Genomic DNA, 22,095 nt, shown 5'->3' on the forward strand with positions numbered 1-22,095 from the left:
CTTGGGCCTAGCTCGCATCGAGGCTCCTCGTGCAGCAGGCGGCGTGAGGACCGACCGTCATCTTCATGAGCATCACCCATGCCCGGGTGGACGTGATCATGTCTTCGAGCGTCGCATCAAAGTCATCCGCGTCGCCCATGCAGACGGACTCGACTTGAGGAGTGTTCAGCGTCACGACGAAGTGGAAGGTCATCCCTCAGAGGAAGAACGTCCGGCCCGCTCAAGGACCGAGTAGCGGCGATGCCGGTAGTGTCGTGTGGGGTAGCGCCGCGCGAGGTAAGGTCGACGACCGGTGCTCGACCGCTGGAACGCCCACTGAAGCTCGGACAAATGGTCGTCGCGGATCGCGGCGCGAATCACCGCGCGACGCAAATGAGGAGTCAGGCGACTCTGACCCCGGCCGAATGAGCGGCGAAGCAGGCTGTTACGCTGAAGTCGCGACAGATGGCTGAAGGCACCCGGCTGGGTTTCGAGCAGGAGCCCGAGGGCTAGATCGCGTATCGTAACGTCATGCAACCACCCGAGCGGGCTCGGGGTAGCCTGACCGGAGCGACGCAAGGCCCGCTCGGCAGTGGTTGGGTCCTCAGCGAGCAGGGCGACGAGCTCGGCCTCGAGCGATGCAGATGCAAACATGTCGGGCTGGTACTCAGCGAATTGCGTGGCGAGCTCGTGGCCGAAGCGGGCACCTGCGAGAAGGCCAGCGAGGCGGTGGTTCCACTTGCCGGGGCCGAAGCGGTCGGGGTCCAGTACGAACCCCTCACTCGCACGCCCCAGCTCGGTCGGCTCTGTGCGTCGAATTAGGCAGTCGAACGCGGCCGCGCGCGCGGGCTGGGGCATGAGGTGAAGCCGTCGCCACCACCACCAAAACAAGCGCCAGCTCAGCTCGAGTACACGCAGTGTAGGTAGCTCGCTGCGCCGATCCCGACTGAGGCGAACAATGACGGTCTTGGCGAGGCCCAGGAGACGCCACTCGAGCTGGGCGGTGGTCGCGGTCTCCCGCTGTTGGGCAGCTGCGCGCTCAGCCTTTACTGCACGAGCGAGGAGCTCTGCTGCACCATCTGCCGGAGTTGCTGGCGGTCCGTCGAGCTGGGCCACGACTGACACTGCCGCCCCGAACATGAGTGTTGATGAGAGCTCGCCCGTCGAGGCGGTGAGCCAAGCCCTCGCCCGCTCGCTTAGCTCGGGTGGTGGACGCCGGCCGCCTTCGAACGGCGACAGACACGAACGTCCCGGGCGCCAGGCGGTCGGGACGGCGGCTTGGATGGATGTTCGAGGCTGGTCTTCGCCCAGAAGTTGGACAACATCTTCGAGGTTCTTGGGGAAGGTAACGTCACCGGCGATCCCCCAACCACTCGGTCCGAGGGGGTCGTCATCGATGGACCTGGCGGGGGACTCGGCAAGGATCCGTATGAAGGCCTTGATGTCGGCATGCTCGCCGACCTCGGCAAGGCGTACAGCGGCGGTCGCCAACCTCGCGTCGAGTGGCGCGACGGCGTGGCCCCAGGCCGTGAGCGCCTCGCTGCGCCGCAGCGACGGCTCACTGGCTAACAGCGCCGTGGGAACCTCAGCTGACAACGACAGCAGGCCATCTTCGAATAATACACTGGCGACTCCATGGCGAAGTGAGTCGATGTCGTTGGTGCTCACGCCTTGGAGGACGTCCCACCATGAGTAGTGCTGGCCACTGACTGGACTCGCAAACCGGTGCATGGTCAGCACCTCGCGGGGTTGGTCGCAGGTGAACGCGAGCAGCACGAGGTGGCACAGCGGCCGTCGGGCGAGTTGGGGCTCGTCGCTACGTCCGACGATGGCCACCGCGAGACGCAAGGACGCGAGCGCGTCGCGGACGAATATGTGGTCATGGCGCCACCCCGCACAAAAAGCGACGGTGTGCTGAAGCGCCAGGTTCCACGCGCGGGCGCGGGCCAGGTTACCTTCGATCCAACTCCCAAGCCAAGCCCAAAGCCGCCCCGCCGGCGTATCGCCGCTGAACAACACGCGATCACCGGGACTTGGCTCGCGGCCGACGTAGGGCACGCCGTGTTCGTCGACGGCACCGCACAAAGGTGACTGGATGGCGGTGATCTGCAGCCACATGAACAGACGCCAGTTGAGCTGGCACAGCTCTTCGGCAGCAAGGTCGGCGACGCGCTGGGCTAGCGCGCTCGAAAACGAAGACGCGAAAGCGTCGGGCACCGGCTCGCGCTCGCCAGTGTCTCCACACCACGCGAGCCAGATCGCTCCTGCGTAGTTGTGGCAGACGTGGAACTGGGTCGAGGCGAGCGAGTCGAGGTTGGTGCGGGCGGGCCACTCGTATTGTTCGAGGACGCGCTTGGCACGAGGCGCAGCGAGTCCGAGTTCGGGATGTTGGAGACCGAGGTCGAGGATGTGGTGGGGCTCGAGGGCCGCGCTGAAGCCGAGCCTCACGAGATCGATCGCTGTCTCGAAGCTCCGGGTTGGGGGAGCAAGCTCGGCGACGAGTTCGGCGAAGTCCAGGACGCGTTCGCCAAGGCCTTGGTGGGCCTTGAGCGCGCGCTCGAGTTGGTCGCGGGAGGTCCACGCTAGGGTCTGGGCCAGCCCGACGGGTCCACGAGTGCTCCCGGCGCTGGTCGCATGGTCGGCTGAGAGCATCAATGCCCGAGGCCTCTCAACGAGGAATTGGCGCCAACTGCGGAGCTCGGTCGCTATCTGGTGAAACATGGTCCAATGACGCGCAGCTGGTGGCGGGAGGTCGACACTGGGGCGCTCAACGATCTCCACGCGGTCGTGGTCGAGAGCCTCGCTCATGACTCGGCGCACCCGCTTTGCCCGTTCGACGGCCTTCGCGCCCAACTCGTGGATCTCGACTCGCGCGACGATGCCCTGACGGGTTGAGCGCGCTACCTCGACGCGGCGGATGGCGTCACAGCGCAGCACATTCTCGAGCTGCTCGGCCTGCCATAAGTCTTCGACCACCCCCTCGTCGAGGTAGACGTGGTCGGGGAGCTCGCTGTGTTGCCGCTCGATGTCGATCCCGAGGGGCTCGAGTTCGTCCCGCAGCAGCCAGCCACGGCCTGCGAGCGTTGCCAACAAAACTTCCAGTGACCACCGAGCATCCTGGTCCGGGCCGTTGTTGCTGACGACCACCGCGTGTGGTCCAGGCTCGGACACCCACTCGATCTTGTTGGTCGTGCGATCGAGAAGATCCCGGAGTCGAGCCACGCGATAGTGGGCCAGACGATCGTTCCTGGCAGTCAGGCGCATAACCGCGGCCTGGACGTGTTCGCGCCAGATGTCGGCGAAGATGGCCACGTGTCCGTCGGGGCCGAGTCGGTCGAGCAGCTCACGCCACAGCTCGAGCTCGACCAGGAGGTGGACTTCAAGGTCACCGAGCAGGATGACTTGACCAGTGACGTCCAGGGTCTCGCCTGCCACACGTGGACGGAGAAAGGGCGGGACCAAGACGGGCTCGGCCGAGGACCGAACGAGCAGGCGCTCGAGCACGTCGGCGGTCTCGACGGCGGCGGTGCGGCGCAGCGCCGCGAATGAAAACATCCCGGTGCGCCAGGCCGCGTGGGCCTGGGTCCGCAATTTCGCCCAAGCGCGGAGGGCCTCGACGCCATGGTCGAAGGACCCGCCCCAGACCACGCCCTCTACGATCAACCGATTGAAGTCGGGGGCTGGGAGATCAGTTGGTGCCCCGAGCATGAAGTAGGTCTCGACCAGAAGCCGCTCGATGAGAGCGTGGCCCGGGTAGTCTGTGGCGAGGCGTTGATGGATGGCGCGGAGCTCGGCGCGGGTTTTTCGTGGGCCAAGGCGATCGTCACCGCACGGGGGTCGACGTCTTGGCCCAAGGCTCGAAGGCTATGTACGAGCCCGTGGGTATCGAAGGTGTGACGTTGGACCTCGGCCGCGATCTCATGGAGGGTCGTCCGGGTCGCGGGCGCCATCGCGGGCATCCTGGCGTGGGCCGCGGTCAGACTAGCGCTGAATCGCAGGACCGCCTGTAGCCGGCGCTCGGGCGCGAGCGGGCGGTGGAGCTCGGGAGAGTCGACGGCCGTCTGGACGATCGCGCGACCGAGAACGAGCACCGCGTTGGCCAGGACCTCGACTTCGAACTCGTCGTCGTCAAGGAGCGCCAGCGCGAGCTCGGTCGACGCGTCTACGTCGCCAGTGCGGTCGTGATGCAGCGCCATGTGAGCGCGGATCCTTGGCGCCATGTGAGCCCCGGGCGCCAACGGAAGCTCGCCGCGCTCGACCGCCATCATCGCGCCGATAATCGGCGGGACCGACGACCACCGGTCCACGATCGCAGCCGCAAGCGCCGGTTGACGAACTACGAGGAGGGTCTCGACCAGACTGTGGCGCCAGGCGACGTCTGGGCTCGGCGTTGACCCGAGGACGTGCTTGGCGAGGACGATGAGCTGGTCGATGGCCTTGGCCTCCTCGCCAATATGGAGTAGCGACACCGCGTAGTTGAGCTGCGTTAGTCCGAGCAGTGCTTCGAGTTCGCCAGCCTGGTCGTCGTCGGTCTTGGCTAGCTCGAGGGCCTGGGCGTGGGCGTCGCGGAATAAGCCGTGGGCGCGCTCGAACTCGCCAGCCTGCCGAGCTGCGTTGGCCTGCTGGAACAGTGCGCGGAGACCCTCGGTCGCTATCAAGAGTAGCTGTGCGGTCGCACCTTCATCGAGGTCTGCGACCGCGGCGTCAACGATCCCGGGGACGGGGGGAGAGTGGAGAAAGATGTCGGCGGCTGATGCCCCCTCCGCTGCAACGAGCACGACCAACTCGGGCTCGACGTCGAGGTCGACCAACGCGTCACGCCCGAGCGCGAACGCTTGTTGGGCGCTGAGTTCTTCGTTGATACCGAGGTAGAATCCACGGGTGAACGCCAGCGCGGCCTCGTCGTGCCACTCGTCACGGTCGCCGCGGACCCCGATGACCACGGATACGTGCCGTGCGATGACTTGGGCTTGTTCGAGCGAGTTGCAGGCGTTGAGGACGACGCACTTGACCGTACTCCGGGTCGAAAACGCACGCGCGGCCGCTTCGTGCGGCGGCAGCTGGGGGCTCTCGTCGTCGCGCACGAACACGAGCTCGCCGTCGGGCGTACCATGGCCGATGAAGTGAACGATGGTTGGGCAACGCCGGAGGATCTGCTTGCGAAGATCCTCGATGCTTGACTGGGGCCGGTACTGGGCGACGAGACCAGCGCGACGATCGAAGGTGTCGTCGATCGCCTGGTACTCCCGGGACGCAGCGACAGGGGGCTCGCCGCCAGGACTCGAGCCCACGACCAGGATCGTGTGGCGGCTGGTCCTGGCCAGCGATCGCACCGGTAACTGCGGTACGAGGAGATCTCGGTCGAGGATAGTCGAGGTCATGGCCGACAGAGCGGGGTCCTGAACATGGTGTCACCTTGAGGGTGAACGTTCACGGCCCGGAACCGTGAACTCATCCAGCCAGGTGAGGTCCGACCCAAACAGGATCTCGGTCGTTGACGCCCCGCTCTCCCGGGCCAAGTTCAAGCCCGCCGGTCTGGACGACGCCTAGTGGCGATCTCGATGTGCTACTCCACCGCCTGTCGGTTCTTCGACTTCCTGCGCGACTGCACCAGCAGACACCACCTGTCGACCCTCTCGCTAGCTAGAGTCGTAGGGTTCAGCCCTCGACCACGGACCCAGCCCACCCCTCTGGGCCGTCGTCGGGGGCTGGTCAGCTGACGCGTCGATGGCCACGAGGTCGTGATACGAGGACAGGGAGGCCCGCGCACTGGGATGTCGGTCATTGGTGCCTCCGCCACGATGCCCGCCGGAGCGCCTCTCGGCTATTTGGGTGCAGAATACTCGCAGTATCCTAGAAGTCCCCGAAAATCTGCCTCTAGACCGGTGCTTTCGGCCGTTTTGTCTTCCGTGTGCTGTGCTTGTGCTGCTTGCGAGCACCCCCAGCTGGCGCCCCGTCCTCCCCGTGGGGGTTCTCGGGCGCGAGCCGCTTGATTAGCTCGTCGCCGTAGCCCCGGCTGAGGTGGGCGTAGCGCATCGTCGTGGTGATCGACTGATGCCCGAGCCACTCTTGAACCTGGCGCATCGGCACGCCGCGCATGACGGCGTGGGAGGCGAAGGTGTGGCGCAGGACGTGGTTGTGGAGATGGCGCATCTCGAGCGCCTCGGTGATCTTGTCGATCGCGTACTGCACCGTGCCCGCGCTGTGCGTCGGGGCGCCCTCTCGCGGGAAGACGAGCTTGCCCTGAACCCGGACGCGCTGAGCCTCGAGCGCATCCCGAGCGTCCCAGGTCAACGGCAGCTCCCGGCGCTTGTCGCTCTTCGTCGACGTGAAGCCGTTCTCCACCGACCAGGATTGATTGACCGAAATTCGGCCTCGTTGAAGGTCGATGTCCTCTCGCCAGCGCAGCGCGATCATCTCGCCCACGCGTAGCCCCGTACGGACGGCCACGACCATGTAGGTGTGCCAGTCCGGTAGGTGCTCCGCGGTTCCCGTCAAGAACGCCTCGGTCTCGTCGAAGTCGAGGAAGTCAAAGTCGCTCTTGCGCTGCTTGAGCAAGACGATCTCCGGGACCTCACGGACAAGCTTCCACTTCTTCGCCACCGTGAAGATCCGTCCGAGGACCTTCAGGTGCTGGTTGACCGTCTGCGGCTGGAAGGGACTCCCCGTCCGAGTCAATGTCGCCAGCCTGTCGACCTTGTACTGGTCGATCATCCGCTCATCGATCTTGTCGAGTCGATGCCGACCAAAGGCAGGCAAGAGATGGAGCCTCAGGATCCCCTCCTTACGCCGGATGACGGCAGGCTTGTTGATGGTGCGTTGGTAGGCCAGGAACTCCTCGACGAAGCCCTGGAGTGTTGGTGTCTGCTGCTTGTCTCCCTCCTCCCACTGCCCGGTGAACAGCTGCTTGCGCAGCTCTCGCTCGTAGCGCTCAGCTCCCCGCTTGGTCTGCACGGGGCTGACCTTGCGGATTGTCAGCTTGCGCCCGTCGGGCCAGGTGTGCTCGATGTGGACCATCCACCGCTCGTGCTGGCGCCCTTGCTTGTCGCGCCACTTTCGCTTCCTCACGCTCATCGCTGGTTCCTTTCAGCGATGCCGAGGTCTTGGCGTAGGAAGGCTAGCATCGAAGCCCGCCCGCGGTAGGGGGCCGCACGAGGGCTCAGGTCACCACGCATCCGGAATAATCTGAGGCTGCTCGGCGACGTCCACCAGCCTGCCGCGAGGAGTGTTCAGCGGGATGGGCGAACTGACGGCGCCGGAGCCAACTCGGCCCGATTCTTGGCCACCCCGAAGGACGCCACGCAAACAGACCTCACCCACGCCTTGCGCGACGGCCCCGAGTCGACGCTGCTCTACCAAGTCATCGAATAGCACTGGGAGAGCTTCCGCGAGCGGGCAGAGCAAGGGGGGGGACTGCCCCGCTTCGTGGTCCGCGAGTTCGAGGCCTACCGGCGCTGCGGCATCCTCGTCGAGGGTTTTGTCCTTCATCCATGGGCCGACGCATGGCCGACCTCGCTGCCCATCTCGTCGATGAGGTCCTTCCGCATGTCCCCGTCCGCCAGTGGATCTGCTCGCTGCCCTGGCGCCTGCGCTACGCGATGGGCTACGATCGCCGATTCTGCTCCGACGTACTCGGCACCTTCATCGGGGCGCTTCGCTGCTCGCTCCGCCACTCCCTCATCAGGTAAGTGGGCCAAGCGAGCCCTCGGCCTGCGCTCTGTCGAGGACGCTCAGGTCGGTGCGGTCACTTTCGTCCAACGCGCGGACCTGTTCAAACTGACTGTGAGGATGACGGCATCCCCCTGACAGGGCCCCCAAACTAGACCTTGGGGCTCTGAGGCGATACAATTTTTTCCGCCAGATCAATTGTCCTCTTGGCGATTTCATCAGTCATTCGAGCTCGCTCAAGTTCGATCGTGCTCTGGCCCTTCTCAAGTATAAAGTTCCTCTCCGTCGCCATCAGGTGCTGGATAGGCGAGTCTGCATTGGTAGTAGCACTGCTAGCCAGTGCGGCCTTTGCCCCGGAAAACTTGAACTCCAAATTTGTCAGTTCGTTATGGTAGTATTTTATGTCCAGGAGTCCACTGCGGTACAGTTTCAAAAAGAAGAGTGCAAGAATCTCCACAATCACTACACCGCTAAAACGAGGCGCGTAGCTGAGCAAGTAGGTGGCAGGCTGCAATGATACCTCGCCGACAGTTGCCTGTGGAGGCTCAATCAAAAATGCCAAAATTCCAAGTCCAATAAAAGCGATAATCATGCCCATGACAAGATTTAGAGTGTTTTTTCGTTCCAATGAAGCGACAGCGCGTTCGAGGCGCCGGTGGCTGATCTTAAATGTTTGGTCCAAAGGCTCTGTTTGTCGGCGATGTGCATCTTCGATTCGCACCCTCTTCTCAATGTCTTCAATGATGTTTTTTGAAGCTGATGAGGTGATTTCTGCTGCCCATTTTTCGTGTTGCTCTTTTGCGCCTTTCTCAATTTCCTGCTTAAAATTGTGCAGATCGATCATGGTTAAGGCCCGCAATTGAGAATCTCCAGCCTTAGAATCCGGACTCTGTTCTGGATCGCTGTTACCAAGGACTCGCTCTTTTTCTGAAACAATGGGCTCAACGATGATCCGGTCCCCAATGTTTAGAATTGGGTTTTTGGTGGCAGGCTCGCGCCTGGCAATTGTTATGCCAACAACCTCATCGCGGAGGTATGACAAGAAACCCAAAGCAAGGGTGGCGACAGCCAGTGCGAATGAGGCAAACGACAGTCCACCCACGTTGCCACCGAGAGACATCACTGCATACCCGAAATATGAGAATGCAGCGGCAAAGAGTATTGTCACTGGAAGAATGTACTTGGGTAGCGACTTCCCTGTAACAGGAGAGATGTCGCTAAGTGATCGGGGGGAGGAGAACGTGGGTTCTTCCGCGCCAGGACCATGAAACATGGTGTACGGTGGGGTCTCGGCGTCAAATTCTAGGTTGGCAGATCGCAGGGATTTCTCAATGCTCGCACCAGAGCAAAGATTTCTGTAGAATGCAGATGCAAATACAGTTGCGTGTGTGTCGAGGAGCCTATCTGAATAGCCTATGGCATAGATGTCGAGTTTGCTGGCGAGTTCCCGGGCGAGATGCTCAGAGTGGTCGGTGTTTAGAATGATTAGGCGAAGCGAGGGGATTGCCGCGAGCATATCTGCCAGCGGCGACTCTCGGATTATCACCGCACTTTCAGCATCTCCCTCCACAACTATTCCATCTTTGGCTGAGTGGGTGGACAAATGCACTATGGTGGGTTGTGTTCGCGCGAGCGCATACACGATGTCGCTGGGGCGCGCCGCGAGGAGTAGCCTGACATCAATATGTTGGTTCGGATTTTTCTTGTTGATTGCATCTTGTATCATCCGTGCCTCCGTATCAGTGCGAAGGTACGGAAAAGTTTTGGGCTGTGAGCTGATAAAGAGAATCGTTTTGCTGATTGACTCCAGGTCATCTGATTCGCTAGTCATGGATCGCCTCACTCGTCATGGGTAAACTTGTTAGCCCTGACCGACTCCACAGTGCCCAAAAAAAGTACGACACGTCCCCCACATGGTACAGTTCATTCAGTTCGTTTGAGAACCTTTTAGGTCCTGATTCGCTACTGCCCGGCTGCCTGTATCGTCACCTGAGCACACACCAAACCGTGCGTGCCCCCTTGGCCGTCCCATTTCGGGCCGGGCGGGGGGGGGGGCTCGAGGACGGGCCTCGCAGGCAAACGGCCGCTGTGGCCTATGTGAAGGGCGGGGTTGGCGCCCCGCGGTAGATCGGCAGGCCCGAGTCCGCGGAGATCCCCCGGCCCCGGTCTGGACCGGACGCAGCAGTTTCGCGGGCCGTTTCGATCTGGGCGCGGTGTTCGGGGGTGAGTTCGCTCGCCCGCGTCAATGTAGCATTCGTTCCCAGCGAAGGCGGCGCTCAGTAGGGCGGCGGGCCCATGTGAGGCGCTCGGGTGGTGAGATGCCCCGTACTTGTGGGTCAAGGCGGGGGGCGCAAACTGCACTGTCGTAAAGAGGAGGAGGCCAGGAGGGCCCCAGGCAATCTACTCGGAGGTCTCGTCGCGCTTCATCAACCTCTTGAGATCGTTTTTAAGCTCCTTCCAAATATCACCGTCCTCCCGCACCGACTCCGTGACCAGTCGTTCCATAAATGCGTTCTTGCTCAAGCCAAAGTCTGGCCGACTAATCAGAAGTTCCCAGAGGGTTGCCAGCGTTTTTTTACCATCGAGTTCAACCATGTAGTCTACGTCGGATTTCGCAGAGTTCAGTTCCGCAACGCACCTAGCAGCAAACGCTTTTTTCGAACCATCAGAGGACACTCCCTCAACAAATGAGCGAACACCCTCGAGCCGCTCCCAGATCCGATCTGAAACTCCGTCAAAGTCACCCCCGAACTCCTCGTACTCATTCAAGAAACCACAGTTAGGAGGTGAGAATGAGGAACTGTAGACCTTCTTGGCCACCACGAACGGTAGTTGCCTAAGAGCGGCATCCTTCACGATTTGAAGCACATCCCCCCTCGTTAGCCGGTCAGGGGGGGACTTCAACTGCCTGAACCTCTTCGTAGTTTCAGCCTTTCGTCGTTCGGCATCGTACACGCTGTATATCACGTTGTGATCCAAGAGGTAGTTCTCTATGCAGTATCGACGCAGCTGAGCAACCCTGACGTGCTCGCTGTCCTCAAAGCTGAACACACTCCTGTCATTGTCCAAAACAAAAACATGATCGATAGAGACCTGACCTTTGACGTCGCCTGCTTTTAGCTCTCGGATATACTTCTCAGCCTCCGAACGCCCGTGCATGACCTGGACCTTGTACCCCCCCACGAGTTCAAGAAACGCCTCCTCAACAACCGCTTTGTCTGTTTTTCCCTCTAGGTAGAGAACTCCCTCATGGCAAATAGTCGCGATTGGATCGGCTCCCAGACCTGCGATTGCAGACTCGGCCTCGGCCCGGTCGCTACGCCGGATTTCAGTCACTCGCTGCGGCCGCGCATGCATATGGTGAAGAACAGCTGACTCTTCAAAGTACGCCGAGGAGAGAACTTGTGGGGAGTGTGTGCACATGATGACCTGAACGTCCTGACTTGCGCATACATGTTCAGCAAGAAATGGAACGATCTTCTTCTGCAATGTTGGGTGAAAGTGGAGCTCTGGCTCGTCAAGCAGGACTATCCCTCCTTTCATCATTGACCTTCGGAGAAGCAAGTATGTTAAAAGAACCCCTCGTTCACCACTGCTCATGTCCCCGATGTCATATGAGCGATTCGTATCAATATCCTTGACAGTGACCATCAGCCGGCCGCTCACGGGTTCAACGGACACTCCGTCGAAGACTCTTCGTCCTCCCAAGAAGATCCTTAGGACCTGATTGATGTCATCCGCAATGTCGCTCCCCCTCACCAAATGACGGTTGGTTATATACTGTTTCAGTCGAGCATACTTCTGATGTGCCTGAACGAGGTGTGTATTGATGTGAGACTGGTACTCGGCCTGACCGAACTGGATGTTAACTGCGGCCTGTGGAATGGCGCGGTCTGCGGGGAAGTAGCTGACAGGTGTCAGATTGTAATCGGGTTGTTCCCATAAATTAGCGAGTAGGGAGCCAGCCAGTTCTGAGCGGCGCGACAACTGGCCTGTTGTACCTTCAATCGTGATATGAAGTCGCAGGTCTTTGCTGTCGTTGCAAAACTCACTTTCAATTTTGTCCCGGACCTGCCCTCGAACGCTATTCCACTCTTTCATGCCTTCGGTAGTCTGAAGGCGCGCAGCAACTCCTTGCGGACCTCCATACATCAATGAGTACTGGTGCAATGCAATCGTGTCGGACGCGCCTAGAATCTTGTTCACCTCGGTGTCTGACAACTCACAAGTTGCAACTACATCACAGGAGTTACCCGGCTCCCCGAGCAGCGCACTTCCATCAATAGAGTTGTTGTTCCGATACTGGAGCCCAGGAATCTGTGAGGCTGCTTGGCGGAGATCAACGTTGTTGCGAGGCGTGGCAAAAACGAACAAAAGGCGGAGTGCCTCCAGTACAGTCGTTTTTCCACAACCATTATTTCCGGCGATGACCGACATTCGGCCGCCCAAGCTAAACTCTAGGTCTCTGATCGAGCGGTAGTTTCGAATGCTCGCCTTCTTGATTCGCATCCACCGAATAGTGCTTTCCTCTGCCGAGCCAGTGCAAGTACCAGTGTGCGTGAGTCAGCGCACAAAAACGAAGGCGCCGAGCGACTCAAGATCTCGGCTAACGTGTCGGGGAATCATGCGTCTTACGTGCCCTCTCACTCGGCTGCTTCCTACGATCGAGTTGCCGAAAGAGCGCGCACAGGACTTGAAAGCTGAGCTCTTGCTCCTCCGTGGGTCGGCTCAGGATGAGGTCGACCAGTTCACGGGCGAGGTCCCTCTCCCCGAGTTCCAGGCCCATGAAGAGGGTGCTCATCATTAAGTCTAGCCCACAACACAGCTTGGTGAGCGTGTCGAGGCTCGGGGAGAAGGAGCCGCGCTCAAGCCGACGGATCGTATCGGTAGATAGCCCTGAACGCTCAGCCAAGACATCTTGCGTCAACCCACGGGCAGTGCGGAGGCTCCGTACGTGAGCCCCGAAGCGTCGCGTGGGGCTCAAGACAGCCTCCGGCGGTAGCGGGTCGAACTGGTCTTGCCCTTCCGCTCGACCTGGCCAGCGTCGACGAGACGGGTGAGCGAGGCCTGGAGCTTCCACCGGGGTCCACCGACTTGGTCTCGCAAGAAGCGCCCATCGATCCAGCCATGCTCCACCTCTGGGTCAGACATGGCCTCATCGAGGACCTCACGGACGAAATCGTCGAAGAGTTCGCCCGTCGCTTGCCGTGCTGCCTCGAGGCGCTCTTGAACCAGGCCCTTGTTGTGGGCCCGGATGCCGGCGACAACTACCCCCTCCTGGCTAATGAGCTCTTCCAATCGGACCGCTCGGAGCGTTTCTGCGCGTTCGCCTCCCTGGGCGAGGTAGTCAAGCAGCTCGCCCAGAGTCCAACTCGGGTGCTGCCGCAGAGCGCAAATCAGGACATGCCGCTCGGTCTCGGCAACAAGGGGGTCGAGACCGAGCGCCGACACCGACGGTTTGTCGCCCAATCCCGCCCCGTTGAAGGGACGCGACCCGGTGCTTGGTGAGTCTGTCTCATGCTTCATGCCCCCATCGTGGCGAGTCATGCACGTTAAGAACAGGTCAGCAATTCGGAGAATTGACCTAATCGGTAACGAGCGTCATGCGAGCTCGCGCTTTGCCCGAACTCGCCACGACCCGAGCGTCGAGCGGGGAACGTCCAGAAACTTGGCCGCACGCCTCACCGAGCCCGCGTCGGAGATGATGCGCTCGAGCAAGATGGCCGTCATCCTTGCCCAGGTCGACAACTCGACGATGTATGTGTCGCTAACACCCACGGGGAAGTCGAGGACGTTGTCGCCGTCGACAGCTCCACGCTCCACGGCCTCGATCAGATCGAGGTAAGCTGCCCCGGGAACGTCACGCTCGGAGTGTCGCAATGGAGAGACCATCGCGCGGGTCGGAGGCGGAGCACCAGGTCACGGATTAGTCCAGCCGGTGTAATTCGTGACGAGTCCCTTGCCATGTCCATAGGCCGTTGCTAGCTTCGAAATCGCCTGGAATGATGAGAACGAGTTCCGCGTAGGCAAGCTCAGACCCGATGACCCCCTCGACCCCTTCACCACCTCTCGCGGCGTCCTCCATGGGAGTGCGCCTGTGGTGACCTATGAGGCCCTGGGCCGACGAATTCGTGATCACCGGCATAGGCTCGGCTTGTCCCAAGAGCGCTTCGCTGAGCTCGCAGGCGTATCCAAGGAAACCATCGGCCGTCTCGAGCAAGCTGTCGGGAGCCCCTCTCTCGAGACCCTCGACAAGGTCGCCCTCGTGCTCGACACGACGGTCCCGATTCTGCTCGCCAAGCGCGCCTGTGATGAGGTCGCCGTGTTGGTCGCCGAGCTGCCTGACCGCGAGCAAGAAATCGCCCGGGTCATGATCAAGGCGCTCTCGGAGCACGTGCGGTCGGCCGAGCCGGCGCCGTAGCCCTCAGTGGTAGTTCGGCTCGGTGAGCAGCTCGGGCGCGGTGGTGCCGACGGCTTCCGCGATCAGGCTGACGAGATCGAGGTCAGGATCGATCTCGCCCTTACAGATGCCCTCGAGGTGCTCGCGCGTGATGCCGACCTTGGCTGCCACATCATCGAGCGTGAGGTTCTGCTCGAAGCTGAGGCGGTGAAGGTTCGAGGCGAGAACCTCGTAGGCGGGGCGCCGAGTCACTGGCAGAAGGTACACCGACCGCGAACCATCGAGCCAGCGGCAGAGCGCGCCTCATGCGCGCGGTAGTAGGTTCAAGGTAGGCAGGCCTGGAAGCTGTCTCGCTGGACTGAGGCCAGCCCGGAGCAGCCGGCCCGCGTGGTGTCATAATCGCTCAGGCAGGTCATCCCTGCTCCCTCGATGCACTCGTTGTCGGCTTCGAGGCACGCCACCAACACATCCAGCGCATCGTTCACGCACTCGAGATACCCCTTCGCCCCTTCTTCGTGCCCCTCGAGCGCATCCGCGATGCAGCCTCGCCGCTCCAAGTCGATGGAGCCGACCCCTTCCTCGCACTCGGGGCCCGAGGCGTACCCATACTCCTGATGGCACTCGCACCGCAGGCCTACGGAGACGTTGTACACGTCGGCGAAGTACTCGAGCTCGCCGGAGATGTCCGGCGGAGCCTGGCAAGAGAGCCCGAGGAGAGCGGGTGAGAGCAAGCAAAGACGCGCTGCCAGGCGGTCGAGCATGCCGCACGGTATCACGAGTCGCGCCGTTTCCCCTCGAGCCGGTGAAGCCCCCACAAGCCCGCCACGGTCAAGGTCAACGCACCGCCTGCCGTCAAGCCGGCCGCGAGCTGGCTGGACTGGGCTTCGGAGGAAGTGTTTGCGACCGTGCCGGCGTGTTGCTGCGGTGGCTTGAGACGACCGAGCGACACGGCCGCATCGAGGGGCGCCCCGCTGGCGATCCGCGGGGGCTTGATCGCCCGCGGGGGCTTGATGCTCGGGCGCAGAATCTCGTGGCCGAGTCCAGGGCTGCCCTGCAAGAGCGGGTTCACGGTCGAGACCTTGACCCCGCTCGCCTCGAGCTCCTTGCGGAGCTCGGGGTCGGCGACCTCGCGCAGGTCCACGAGCATGCGCTTGTTCGACTGGAGGAGGGCGCTCCTTGCCTGCGTGAACGCGTCGCCCAACCGGTTGCGGCGTACCTGGCCTCCCTCACGATAAAGCGCGCCTGCTCCTGGTGGGATGTAGGCGACGTCGAGGGTATCGAGGCCTCGCAGCTGCATGGCGGCGACGGTCTTACAAAAAGGCTTGATGAGCCGGGCGTAGATGCTCTCCGAGAACGGTACGCTGAAGCGACCCTCTCGAGGGTTGGCGATGAGTGCTGTCGGCATCCTCGGATCTCGCCCGCCGACGCGCAGCTCTCCACCGTCCTCGAAGGCAGTCATGAGCGTGGCAAGCCTCGAGAGTAGACCTCGCCAGCCTGGTGCGCGCACTCGGGTCCACTCCGACTGCACGAACTCCCAGAACCGTTCGAAACAGCGCTGCCACGCGAAGTCGATGGCCTCGACGTCGATGGTGTAGAGCAGCGGCCCCGGCTGGGCGATCGACTCCAGCAACCCCGCGAGCAGCTTGTTAGTCGACGGGTAGAAGGCCCCCACGTTCTCCCCGGGCGTGGTCACGTTCAGCGGCGCCCCGGCGTAGGCCCAGCCCAGACCCTGCGTCGGCCAGACCGACTCCGCCTTCACGCACATCCGGCAGTCCCGGCGCCCGTCGAAGCTCTGCGCCCGCATGTAGCAGGGCTTGTCCACGCCCTTACACCGGAGGCTGTAGCGATCGACCGGTGTGCCCCGAGGCGTCTGATAGAAGCGATACGAAGCCTGGAGCACGCGCAGCATCGTCCGCGTGCCCGGCATGAACCCAAAGTTCGCCCCGTCGCCGACGTCGAAGCGGTACTGCGTCTCCCCCCTCGGCCCGCGCGCGCGCCCGGGGTCGCCCTGTTGCGCTGCGATGCCGTTGGCTCGATGCTGGAACTTCCACGCAACCCGCGGCTCGTAGGCCGGCAGGTAGAGGCTCGTGTAGTCCGCGTTGGACGCGGCCTCGACCTTCCCGTCGGGGAAGACCACCCCCCCGTGGCCGCGCTGGCGGATGACCTCCATCACTCGGTTGACCTGCCACGTGTCCGTGGCCGGCTCCTCCGACTGCAAGGGCGGCAGGGCCACGTCCTTGGCCAGCTCGCTTGCCCGGTGCGCGGCGACGACATCCGCGGCCCACACCGCAGCCGCGATCACCTGGGCCACGGTCTGGCCGATCATGTTGGTCTGCCCGGCGATCTGCTGGAGCGCCTGCATCCCCGCATTCTTGAGCAGCTCCGTGACGAGCTCGGTGCCGTCGTCGACGTGCTGGAAGATGTCGATGACCGACCCCACGCTCGAGTAGACCTGCGCGACGGTGCGGCCGAGGGGGGCGCCCTGGATCGCCGGGACCCCGATCCGCGTGCCGATCTCGAACAGGCTGATCTGCGAGGTCGAGATCCAGTTCTTCCAGTCCGCGCTGGCGAAGGTGCGGAGCCCCAGCTCACCCGAGAGGCCGACCGCGGGGTCGAGGATCGAGTCGGCGAAGACCTCCTTGCCCGGGAGTTTGCTCTCGAAGTGCAGCCAGTCCGTGCCCGGCGGGAAGATCGGAAGGTGCCGGTTGGCGTGGTTGAGGTAGGTGGCGTCGGGGCGCAAGAGCATGATCGACTCAGGTGGGCTCGGGGTCAGGGGTGGCTTGGGGCTCGTTCGCGGGCCTGGGGTCCCGCCGCCCGGGTCCGGTCTGGACGACGCGCACGCGCTCTCCAGGCCGCGGGCGCCCGACGAGGTCGAAGTCGCCGAACAGCTCCTGGGCACAGTTCTCCCGGGTGAGCTCGTCGAAGCCCAGCTCGCGGTAGAGCTGCCGGCGCAGGGCCTGGCGCTCAGAAGGGGTCATCGCCCGCCTCGGGGTAGCTGGCCATCCGGTGCGTGGCGAGGCGACCGACGATGTAGCGTGCGGCGAGCTGCTGCTCAGCGTCGGCGATGTCGCGGAACTGGTCGCTGTTGAACAGGGGGATCAGCCGGGCGATGTGCTCGAGGGCGTCGCGCTCGGCCTCGAAGGCCGCGCCCTTGTCGAGCAGCGCCCGCATGGCCCCCGCGGCCTTCTCGTTCCCGTTCCACAGCTGGAGGAGCTGCCGCGGGTTGAGGGTGTGGAACAAGAAGATCATCGCCTGCTGGGCGGACCCGAAGGTCGGGAACACGGTCAGGTCTCGCTGGGCCATCAGCTCGACCACGCGGTTGGCGAAGGGCACCAGCTCGCCCATGAAGGCGTCGAAGGCCATCTTCCCAGTCTCGAGGGCCATGGCCACGCGCTGGGTCTTCTCGCCCTCGGCGAAGGCCTTGGCCCGGAGCTCGGTCTGGCCCGAGGAGTCGGCACGCAGCCGCTCGACCTGCTCACGCTGGTACTCGGTCGCGTCCTTGAACAGTTCGCTGGCCTTGTTGATGAGGCGGGGGCCAGCTTCGATGGTCTCCTGGACGGCCGCGAAGGTTTGCTGGGCGGAGACCAGAGCATCTGCCGCGACCTGGAAGGACTTGTCGCGCTCGGCGTAGGACTTGTCGCGCTCTTCGATGTGGCGCTCGAACATCGCGTTGAGCCGGGCCTCGAGTAGACGCTCGGACTGGTAGTGCCGGAAGGCGTCGCGCGAGGCTCCGATGTGGGAGGTCTCGAGTTCATCCTCGACGGCCGAAGTGCTGGACTGGGCGAGGGGACGGCAGCGCTTGCCGTCCCCAAACAGGACGTCCCCACCTTCGTCATAGCCGATGAGTTTGAAGTCGCAGGGAATGTCCAGCGTGCTCGCCCACAGCTTGGCGAGAGACCAGAACTGGGCGGTGGTCTGTTCGGCCTTCAGACGCAGGCCCGAAGAGGGCAGATCGGGGTCGTGCTCCCATTCGAGGCGGGTCCCGTCGAGCTCCTCATCCCCCTCTAGGGTCGCTTCTTCGGGCAGTGGCGCCTGATTGGGGATGAGCGCCCGGTAGCTGGCCCGACCGCAGCGCCACTGCAACAGGAGGACCGCGAGGACGGGGTCATACTCGGCGATCTGGTCGGACCACTTCGCGGGAGGGGGCGGGTACTCGTAGATGGCAGCGCTCATATCGAGCGAAACCATGGTGGCGCTTTTCCGAGATGGCAAGCGGAAAGAGTCAGCAATCTCAATTCACCATACATGGCTCGTCGTTTTGGACTCCAACGTTGCACGAGCTTGGACGCAAACTTGGCCCCGTTGCATGCAAGTTGGCCGCTGGGCGCCCAATTTGGGTCCATCTTGGCTGCAACGATGCACGCCGCGTTGCATGCAAATACATACTCTCGACCGTGGCCGAGGCTAGCTAATCGCATGACCTTACCTCGCGGCGAGTTGGCAAATGCCGCGACTTGGTCCACGGTGGACGCATGTCGATTCATCAACTCGCCGCGGACTCGAGTCCGGGGGCCATGGCCGCGCTCGACCAGGCGCTGCCCGAGGTCGTGGACCTCGAGAACCGGCTCCAGGCCCAGAGCTTCGCCCACAAGTGCCTCCGCGAGACGGAGGAAGACGCCCGCCGGCAGGTCGAGGAGGCCCGCCTCGACCGCATCGAACATATCGCTACGGAGACCCTCGAGGTGTTCAGCTCGATCGGGGCCGGGGCGCTGTCGTGCTGGACGGTGGGCCCCAAGCAGGTCCCCGTGGGCGGCCTGGTCAACGGCCTGCTCGGTACGGGCGCGAAGATTGGGAGCCTGCTCAACCCCAATCAGCGCGCCCTTCGGTCGGCCTGTCGCGTGGGCAAGTCGATGCTTCAGACGCAGCTGGGCATCACCACCCGCCGCATCGTGCGAGGTGAGCTGTGAGCGGCGAGGAGACGACGACCCGCGGCGAGCAGCGCGAGCTCGAGCGGCGCAAGGCCAAGCAAGGCGGCCGAGCTCGCCGGGCGGGGCTCTTGCTCGACAAGCAGGCCAAGGAGCGCGCCCGCCAGGACGCCCTCGAAGACCAGCAGGGCCGCCTCGAGGGCCGCGTGGCCGAGCTCGAGCGGCGCATCAACAGCCACGCCACCCGCCTGGCCGCCCTCGAAGAGCCGGCCACCTGAGCGGGCCCAACCCATCCACCCAACTCACCCCCAACTGACGACCAGAGATTCAGACCATGCTCATCGGACCCAGCAACCTCAACACCCTGCTCCCGCGCGCGCCCGGGGGCCCCTACGGACTCGAAGCCGCCCAGGACTCGATCCAACGCAACCTGCCCTGCGCGGGCGAGTTCTCGATCGGCTACATCGTGCCCTTCGAGGTCGAGATCCCCGTGCCGGCCGGCGGCCGCAAGCGCCACGAGGTCAAGCCCAACGAGCGGCTGTTGCCCGTCGCCATGGTGGCCTATCTGTCGGGGCCGGACATCCGTATCGAGGCGATCACCCGCCGCGACGATCGAGACGCGGGCCTGACCGGTACGGGCATCACGACCACCCGCGACCCCGACACCTTCGACTGGGAGCCGCTCAAGACCCCCTTCAACCCCTTCCCGCCGGACATCGGCCCCGTCGACAGCTCCAAGGGCTTCACGATCGAGGTCTCGAACCTCACCGGCTCCGACAGCCAGATGTTCCAGGCGACCTTCTTCGGGGCGATCGGCGGCTACGCGGGCCTGCGCTACCTCAAGGAGCACCTGGGCCTGTCCGACTCGCTCTACGGCCAGCTGCGCAGCTGGCTCAGCTCGTCGGGGATCCGGCCCGAGGACTCGGGCAGCAAGGGCTGAGCGCTGATGTTCCGCTTCCCCACCGAGCTCGTCGGAGAGCACCTGGTGAGCGAGGCCGCGGTGTTCTTCACCGAGGCCCTGGCCAAGCTCAACGCCCGACAGTTCATCCGCGAGGCCCCGGAGGACTCGCCTTGCTGCGCGCGCTGTGCCGGCTGTGAGCTCGACACCGACAGCGCGCTGCAAGACGCCAAGCGCCTGCTCGAGACCCGCGTCGGCCACCCGGTGAGCATCGTCGCCTACTCCATGGGCCGCGAGCTGTCCCAGGGCATGGCGTGCCGGCCGGTGCTCGTCGAGGGCGACCGCCTGGCCTACCAGCGGGAGGACGGCTCGATCGTCGATCCCGTCTCGAAGTTCGAAGCCCCTGAAGAAAGTTGCTGTTGTGGACGACATGACGACGCTGAAGAGCACGGATGACTGGGCCGCGAACGTGGTGACCCAGGACGACGACCCCGAGGCCACGCTCGAGAGCAAGCCCCCGGCGCAGGCCCTCGCCCGGGTTGAGGTCAAGGAACGGGGGCTGACCACCGGGCAAAAGGTCGGGATCGGCGTGGGCGTGGGCGCGACGGCTGCCGTGGGCCTCGCCGCCTTTGGCCTGGTCCGGCTCGGGCGTAGCCGGGGCTGGTTCTTCAACGACACGATCGTCATCGATGACGACGACGGCGGCAGCAAGAGCGGCGGCGGTAAGTCGGGCGGCAACAAGTCGAGCGGCGGCAAGTCGAGCTCGGGCAAGCGCGCCACGGGCAAGCCCCCGAACATCAGTAAGGACCCCGAGGGCTACAACACGACGCGCTTCAAGAGCCCGGGGCCGGTCCGGCTGACCATGAACGCGCTGGGCTACAAGGTCGCGTTCAACGACGAGACCCTCGTCCCCAATAACAAGCCCCACCCGCAGGTCTCGCGCTTTCAAGGCGACTGGAATCGCGTCATCAAGGCGATCGACTCGGGCAAGCTCAAACTCCCCAGCGAGCCGCGGGACAAGGCCTCGCTGGCCTTCTATCGCGGGCTGCTCCTCGTCGACGGCATCCCCGGGAAGAACACGCTCAACGCCCTCGAGATCGTGTTCAGGAACTGGTTCGCCAACAAGTTGATCTGGTCCCAGATGGTCAAGGAGGCCCAATGAACGCCCGCACAATGACGCCGCAGCAGCGCCTGCGCAAGCTCGGCTACACCACCTCGGCCGCGGGGATCCGCGAGTTCCAGGCCGACTTCAACCGCTTCGCCGCGCAGCCCCTGTTGCGCACGGGGGTCCTCGACGCGGAGACGATCGAGGCGCTCGAGCTGGCCTACTGCTCTCGGGAGGTGTTCGAGGATCTGCGGGACAGCCGGGACCTTCAGCGCAACCGCCAGCAGCGGGGCGGGAGGCACTCCGATGGTTGATCAGCCGATCATCGCGTTCATCCGCCCCGAGTTCGCGCTCGGGTCTCTGAAGGTGACCGAGCCCCCTGGGGGCGCGAACGTGCCTGGGCTCGACTTGGGCCCTAGCGGTCCGCACCAGCTCGACGATGAGTTCGAGGAGGGAGAGGCGATCGTCGATCCGCCCAAGCCACCCGGTCCGCCCACTCTGGGCACGGCCCGGCCCCCGGTGATCGCCGCGGACAAGCACTACACGCAGGTCCTCGACACCCTGTGGGCGGAGTTCGACGACCCCGAGGAGCAGACGGCGGCGCGGCTCAACGCGTTGCTCGAGGAGGTCGCCGAGGAGGCGAGGAAGGTCCACCTGCTCGCCCAGGACATCTGGGACAAGCTCCCGGACTACAAGGTCGCCGACAGCGAGCGCGAGCGCTACCACGCCGAGTTCCTCGCCTACCTCAAGCGCCTGCACGCCTACTCCAACACCCTCGAAGAGCTGAGCCCCGACAGCACGGCGACCCAGTCGGTATTTGTCGGCCTGGTCAAGCGGCGTCAGGGGGCGGGGCCGGTCCCGGACGCGATCATGCACATGTACTTCGCGCAGCAACTCGGGATCCTCGCGGACCACAGCAAGGAGATGAGCGACGGCTTCACCGGTCGGGTGGTCGATGCCCTGGCCCTGGCCCACACGGTGACCGCGGAGGCGATCCAGGACGCCGCCGAAGAAACGGGCGAGGTCGTCGAGGGGGTGATCAACTCGGTCAAGGGGCCGTGGTGGAGGACCATCGGCAAGCCGTGGCTGATCGCCGCGGGGGTCACCGCGGGCGGTCTTGCGCTCGGGGGCACCGTCCTCGGGGCGGTCGTGGCCTCGCGCAAGGTGAGGCGGTGAGGGC

General features: G+C 63.7%; 22 protein-coding genes. 8 read left to right on the top strand and 14 right to left on the bottom strand.

The annotated features are described in order from the left end of the window. Positions 1-7 precede the first annotated feature (7 nt). The 9 genes from PPSIR1_RS11570 to PPSIR1_RS11605 all read right to left on the bottom strand — a co-directional run bounded on the left by PPSIR1_RS11570 (position 8) and on the right by PPSIR1_RS11605 (position 13,527). Entirely contained in the window at positions 8-193 is a 186-nt protein-coding gene (locus tag PPSIR1_RS11570) for a hypothetical protein (RefSeq protein ID WP_006971237.1), read from the bottom strand. Beyond that, positions 190-3,627: a hypothetical protein gene (locus PPSIR1_RS11575; RefSeq protein WP_045115839.1), complete on the bottom strand. Its 3,438-nt coding sequence runs from the start codon at positions 3,625-3,627 to the stop codon at positions 190-192. The genes PPSIR1_RS11570 and PPSIR1_RS11575 overlap by 4 nt, the downstream gene beginning before the upstream one ends. An 11-nt stretch (positions 3,628-3,638) precedes the next feature. Then, positions 3,639-5,360: a CHAT domain-containing protein gene (locus tag PPSIR1_RS11580; protein ID WP_157595451.1), complete on the bottom strand. Its 1,722-nt coding sequence runs from the start codon at positions 5,358-5,360 to the stop codon at positions 3,639-3,641. A gap of 496 nt (positions 5,361-5,856) precedes the next feature. Continuing rightward, positions 5,857-6,996, bottom strand: a complete 1,140-nt coding sequence (locus PPSIR1_RS11585) for a tyrosine-type recombinase/integrase (protein ID WP_232296462.1) — start codon at positions 6,994-6,996, stop codon at positions 5,857-5,859. 802 nt (positions 6,997-7,798) lie between these two features. Further along, positions 7,799-9,478 (bottom strand): hypothetical protein, encoded by a 1,680-nt coding sequence (locus PPSIR1_RS47705; RefSeq protein WP_157595452.1) that lies wholly within the window; start codon positions 9,476-9,478, stop codon positions 7,799-7,801. A gap of 569 nt (positions 9,479-10,047) precedes the next feature. After that, the gene (locus PPSIR1_RS45930) at positions 10,048-12,156 is read right to left on the bottom strand and encodes an ATP-binding protein (protein ID WP_086001238.1); all 2,109 of its coding nucleotides are present in this window, start codon (positions 12,154-12,156) and stop codon (positions 10,048-10,050) included. A gap of 97 nt (positions 12,157-12,253) precedes the next feature. Further along, positions 12,254-12,727, bottom strand: coding sequence for a helix-turn-helix domain-containing protein (locus PPSIR1_RS45935; RefSeq protein WP_275935394.1), 474 nt, complete (start codon positions 12,725-12,727; stop codon positions 12,254-12,256). After that, positions 12,628-13,173 (bottom strand): hypothetical protein, encoded by a 546-nt coding sequence (locus PPSIR1_RS11600; protein WP_232296463.1) that lies wholly within the window; start codon positions 13,171-13,173, stop codon positions 12,628-12,630. The genes PPSIR1_RS45935 and PPSIR1_RS11600 overlap by 100 nt, the downstream gene beginning before the upstream one ends. A gap of 75 nt (positions 13,174-13,248) precedes the next feature. Next, positions 13,249-13,527: a hypothetical protein gene (locus tag PPSIR1_RS11605; protein ID WP_006971246.1), complete on the bottom strand. Its 279-nt coding sequence runs from the start codon at positions 13,525-13,527 to the stop codon at positions 13,249-13,251. A 220-nt stretch (positions 13,528-13,747) separates the two neighbouring features. Between PPSIR1_RS11605 and PPSIR1_RS11610 the strand changes: the two genes are divergently transcribed. Next, positions 13,748-14,068 carry a helix-turn-helix domain-containing protein gene (locus PPSIR1_RS11610; RefSeq protein ID WP_269744694.1) on the top strand — a complete coding sequence of 107 codons (321 nt, stop codon included), beginning with the start codon at positions 13,748-13,750 and terminating at the stop codon, positions 14,066-14,068. Positions 14,069-14,071: 3 nt separating this feature from the next. On the opposite strand, the gene PPSIR1_RS11615 is transcribed toward PPSIR1_RS11610, so the two are convergent. The 5 genes from PPSIR1_RS11615 to PPSIR1_RS11635 form a co-directional block, all read right to left on the bottom strand. Next, entirely contained in the window at positions 14,072-14,299 is a 228-nt protein-coding gene (locus PPSIR1_RS11615) for a helix-turn-helix transcriptional regulator (RefSeq protein WP_006971248.1), read from the bottom strand. 71 nt (positions 14,300-14,370) lie between these two features. Beyond that, entirely contained in the window at positions 14,371-14,808 is a 438-nt protein-coding gene (locus PPSIR1_RS11620) for a hypothetical protein (protein WP_006971249.1), read from the bottom strand. An 11-nt stretch (positions 14,809-14,819) separates the two neighbouring features. Further along, positions 14,820-16,793 (bottom strand): hypothetical protein, encoded by a 1,974-nt coding sequence (locus tag PPSIR1_RS11625; RefSeq protein ID WP_006971250.1) that lies wholly within the window; start codon positions 16,791-16,793, stop codon positions 14,820-14,822. A 7-nt stretch (positions 16,794-16,800) separates the two neighbouring features. Beyond that, positions 16,801-17,025 carry a hypothetical protein gene (locus PPSIR1_RS11630; RefSeq protein WP_006971251.1) on the bottom strand — a complete coding sequence of 75 codons (225 nt, stop codon included), beginning with the start codon at positions 17,023-17,025 and terminating at the stop codon, positions 16,801-16,803. Continuing rightward, the gene (locus PPSIR1_RS11635; protein ID WP_157595453.1) at positions 17,012-18,235 is read right to left on the bottom strand and encodes a hypothetical protein; all 1,224 of its coding nucleotides are present in this window, start codon (positions 18,233-18,235) and stop codon (positions 17,012-17,014) included. Before PPSIR1_RS11635 ends, PPSIR1_RS11630 begins: the two co-directional genes overlap by 14 nt. Positions 18,236-18,519: 284 nt before the next feature. Here PPSIR1_RS11635 and PPSIR1_RS11640 point away from each other — a divergent pair, with 284 nt between their 5' ends. The 7 genes from PPSIR1_RS11640 to PPSIR1_RS11670 are packed head-to-tail and all read left to right on the top strand — an operon-like array spanning position 18,520 to position 22,091. Next, complete coding sequence (locus PPSIR1_RS11640; protein ID WP_232296464.1) at positions 18,520-18,954, top strand: hypothetical protein; 435 nt, start codon at positions 18,520-18,522, stop codon at positions 18,952-18,954. Continuing rightward, entirely contained in the window at positions 18,951-19,190 is a 240-nt protein-coding gene (locus tag PPSIR1_RS11645) for a hypothetical protein (RefSeq protein WP_006971254.1), read from the top strand. The genes PPSIR1_RS11640 and PPSIR1_RS11645 overlap by 4 nt, the downstream gene beginning before the upstream one ends. Before the next feature lie 56 nt (positions 19,191-19,246). Further along, positions 19,247-19,852, top strand: a complete 606-nt coding sequence (locus tag PPSIR1_RS11650; RefSeq protein WP_006971255.1) for a hypothetical protein — start codon at positions 19,247-19,249, stop codon at positions 19,850-19,852. 6 nt (positions 19,853-19,858) lie between these two features. After that, the gene (locus tag PPSIR1_RS11655; protein WP_006971256.1) at positions 19,859-20,266 is read left to right on the top strand and encodes a hypothetical protein; all 408 of its coding nucleotides are present in this window, start codon (positions 19,859-19,861) and stop codon (positions 20,264-20,266) included. Next, entirely contained in the window at positions 20,241-20,972 is a 732-nt protein-coding gene (locus PPSIR1_RS11660) for a hypothetical protein (RefSeq protein ID WP_086001250.1), read from the top strand. Before PPSIR1_RS11655 ends, PPSIR1_RS11660 begins: the two co-directional genes overlap by 26 nt. Beyond that, a complete protein-coding gene (locus tag PPSIR1_RS11665; protein WP_006971258.1) occupies positions 20,969-21,229 on the top strand; it encodes a peptidoglycan-binding domain-containing protein in 261 nt (86 codons plus the stop codon). Before PPSIR1_RS11660 ends, PPSIR1_RS11665 begins: the two co-directional genes overlap by 4 nt. Then, positions 21,222-22,091, top strand: coding sequence for a hypothetical protein (locus tag PPSIR1_RS11670; protein WP_006971259.1), 870 nt, complete (start codon positions 21,222-21,224; stop codon positions 22,089-22,091). The genes PPSIR1_RS11665 and PPSIR1_RS11670 overlap by 8 nt, the downstream gene beginning before the upstream one ends. The last annotated feature ends 4 nt before the right edge of the window (positions 22,092-22,095 follow it).

The sequence above is a fragment of the Plesiocystis pacifica SIR-1 genome (assembly GCF_000170895.1).
GTDB lineage: Bacteria > Myxococcota_A > Polyangia > Nannocystales > Nannocystaceae > Plesiocystis > Plesiocystis pacifica.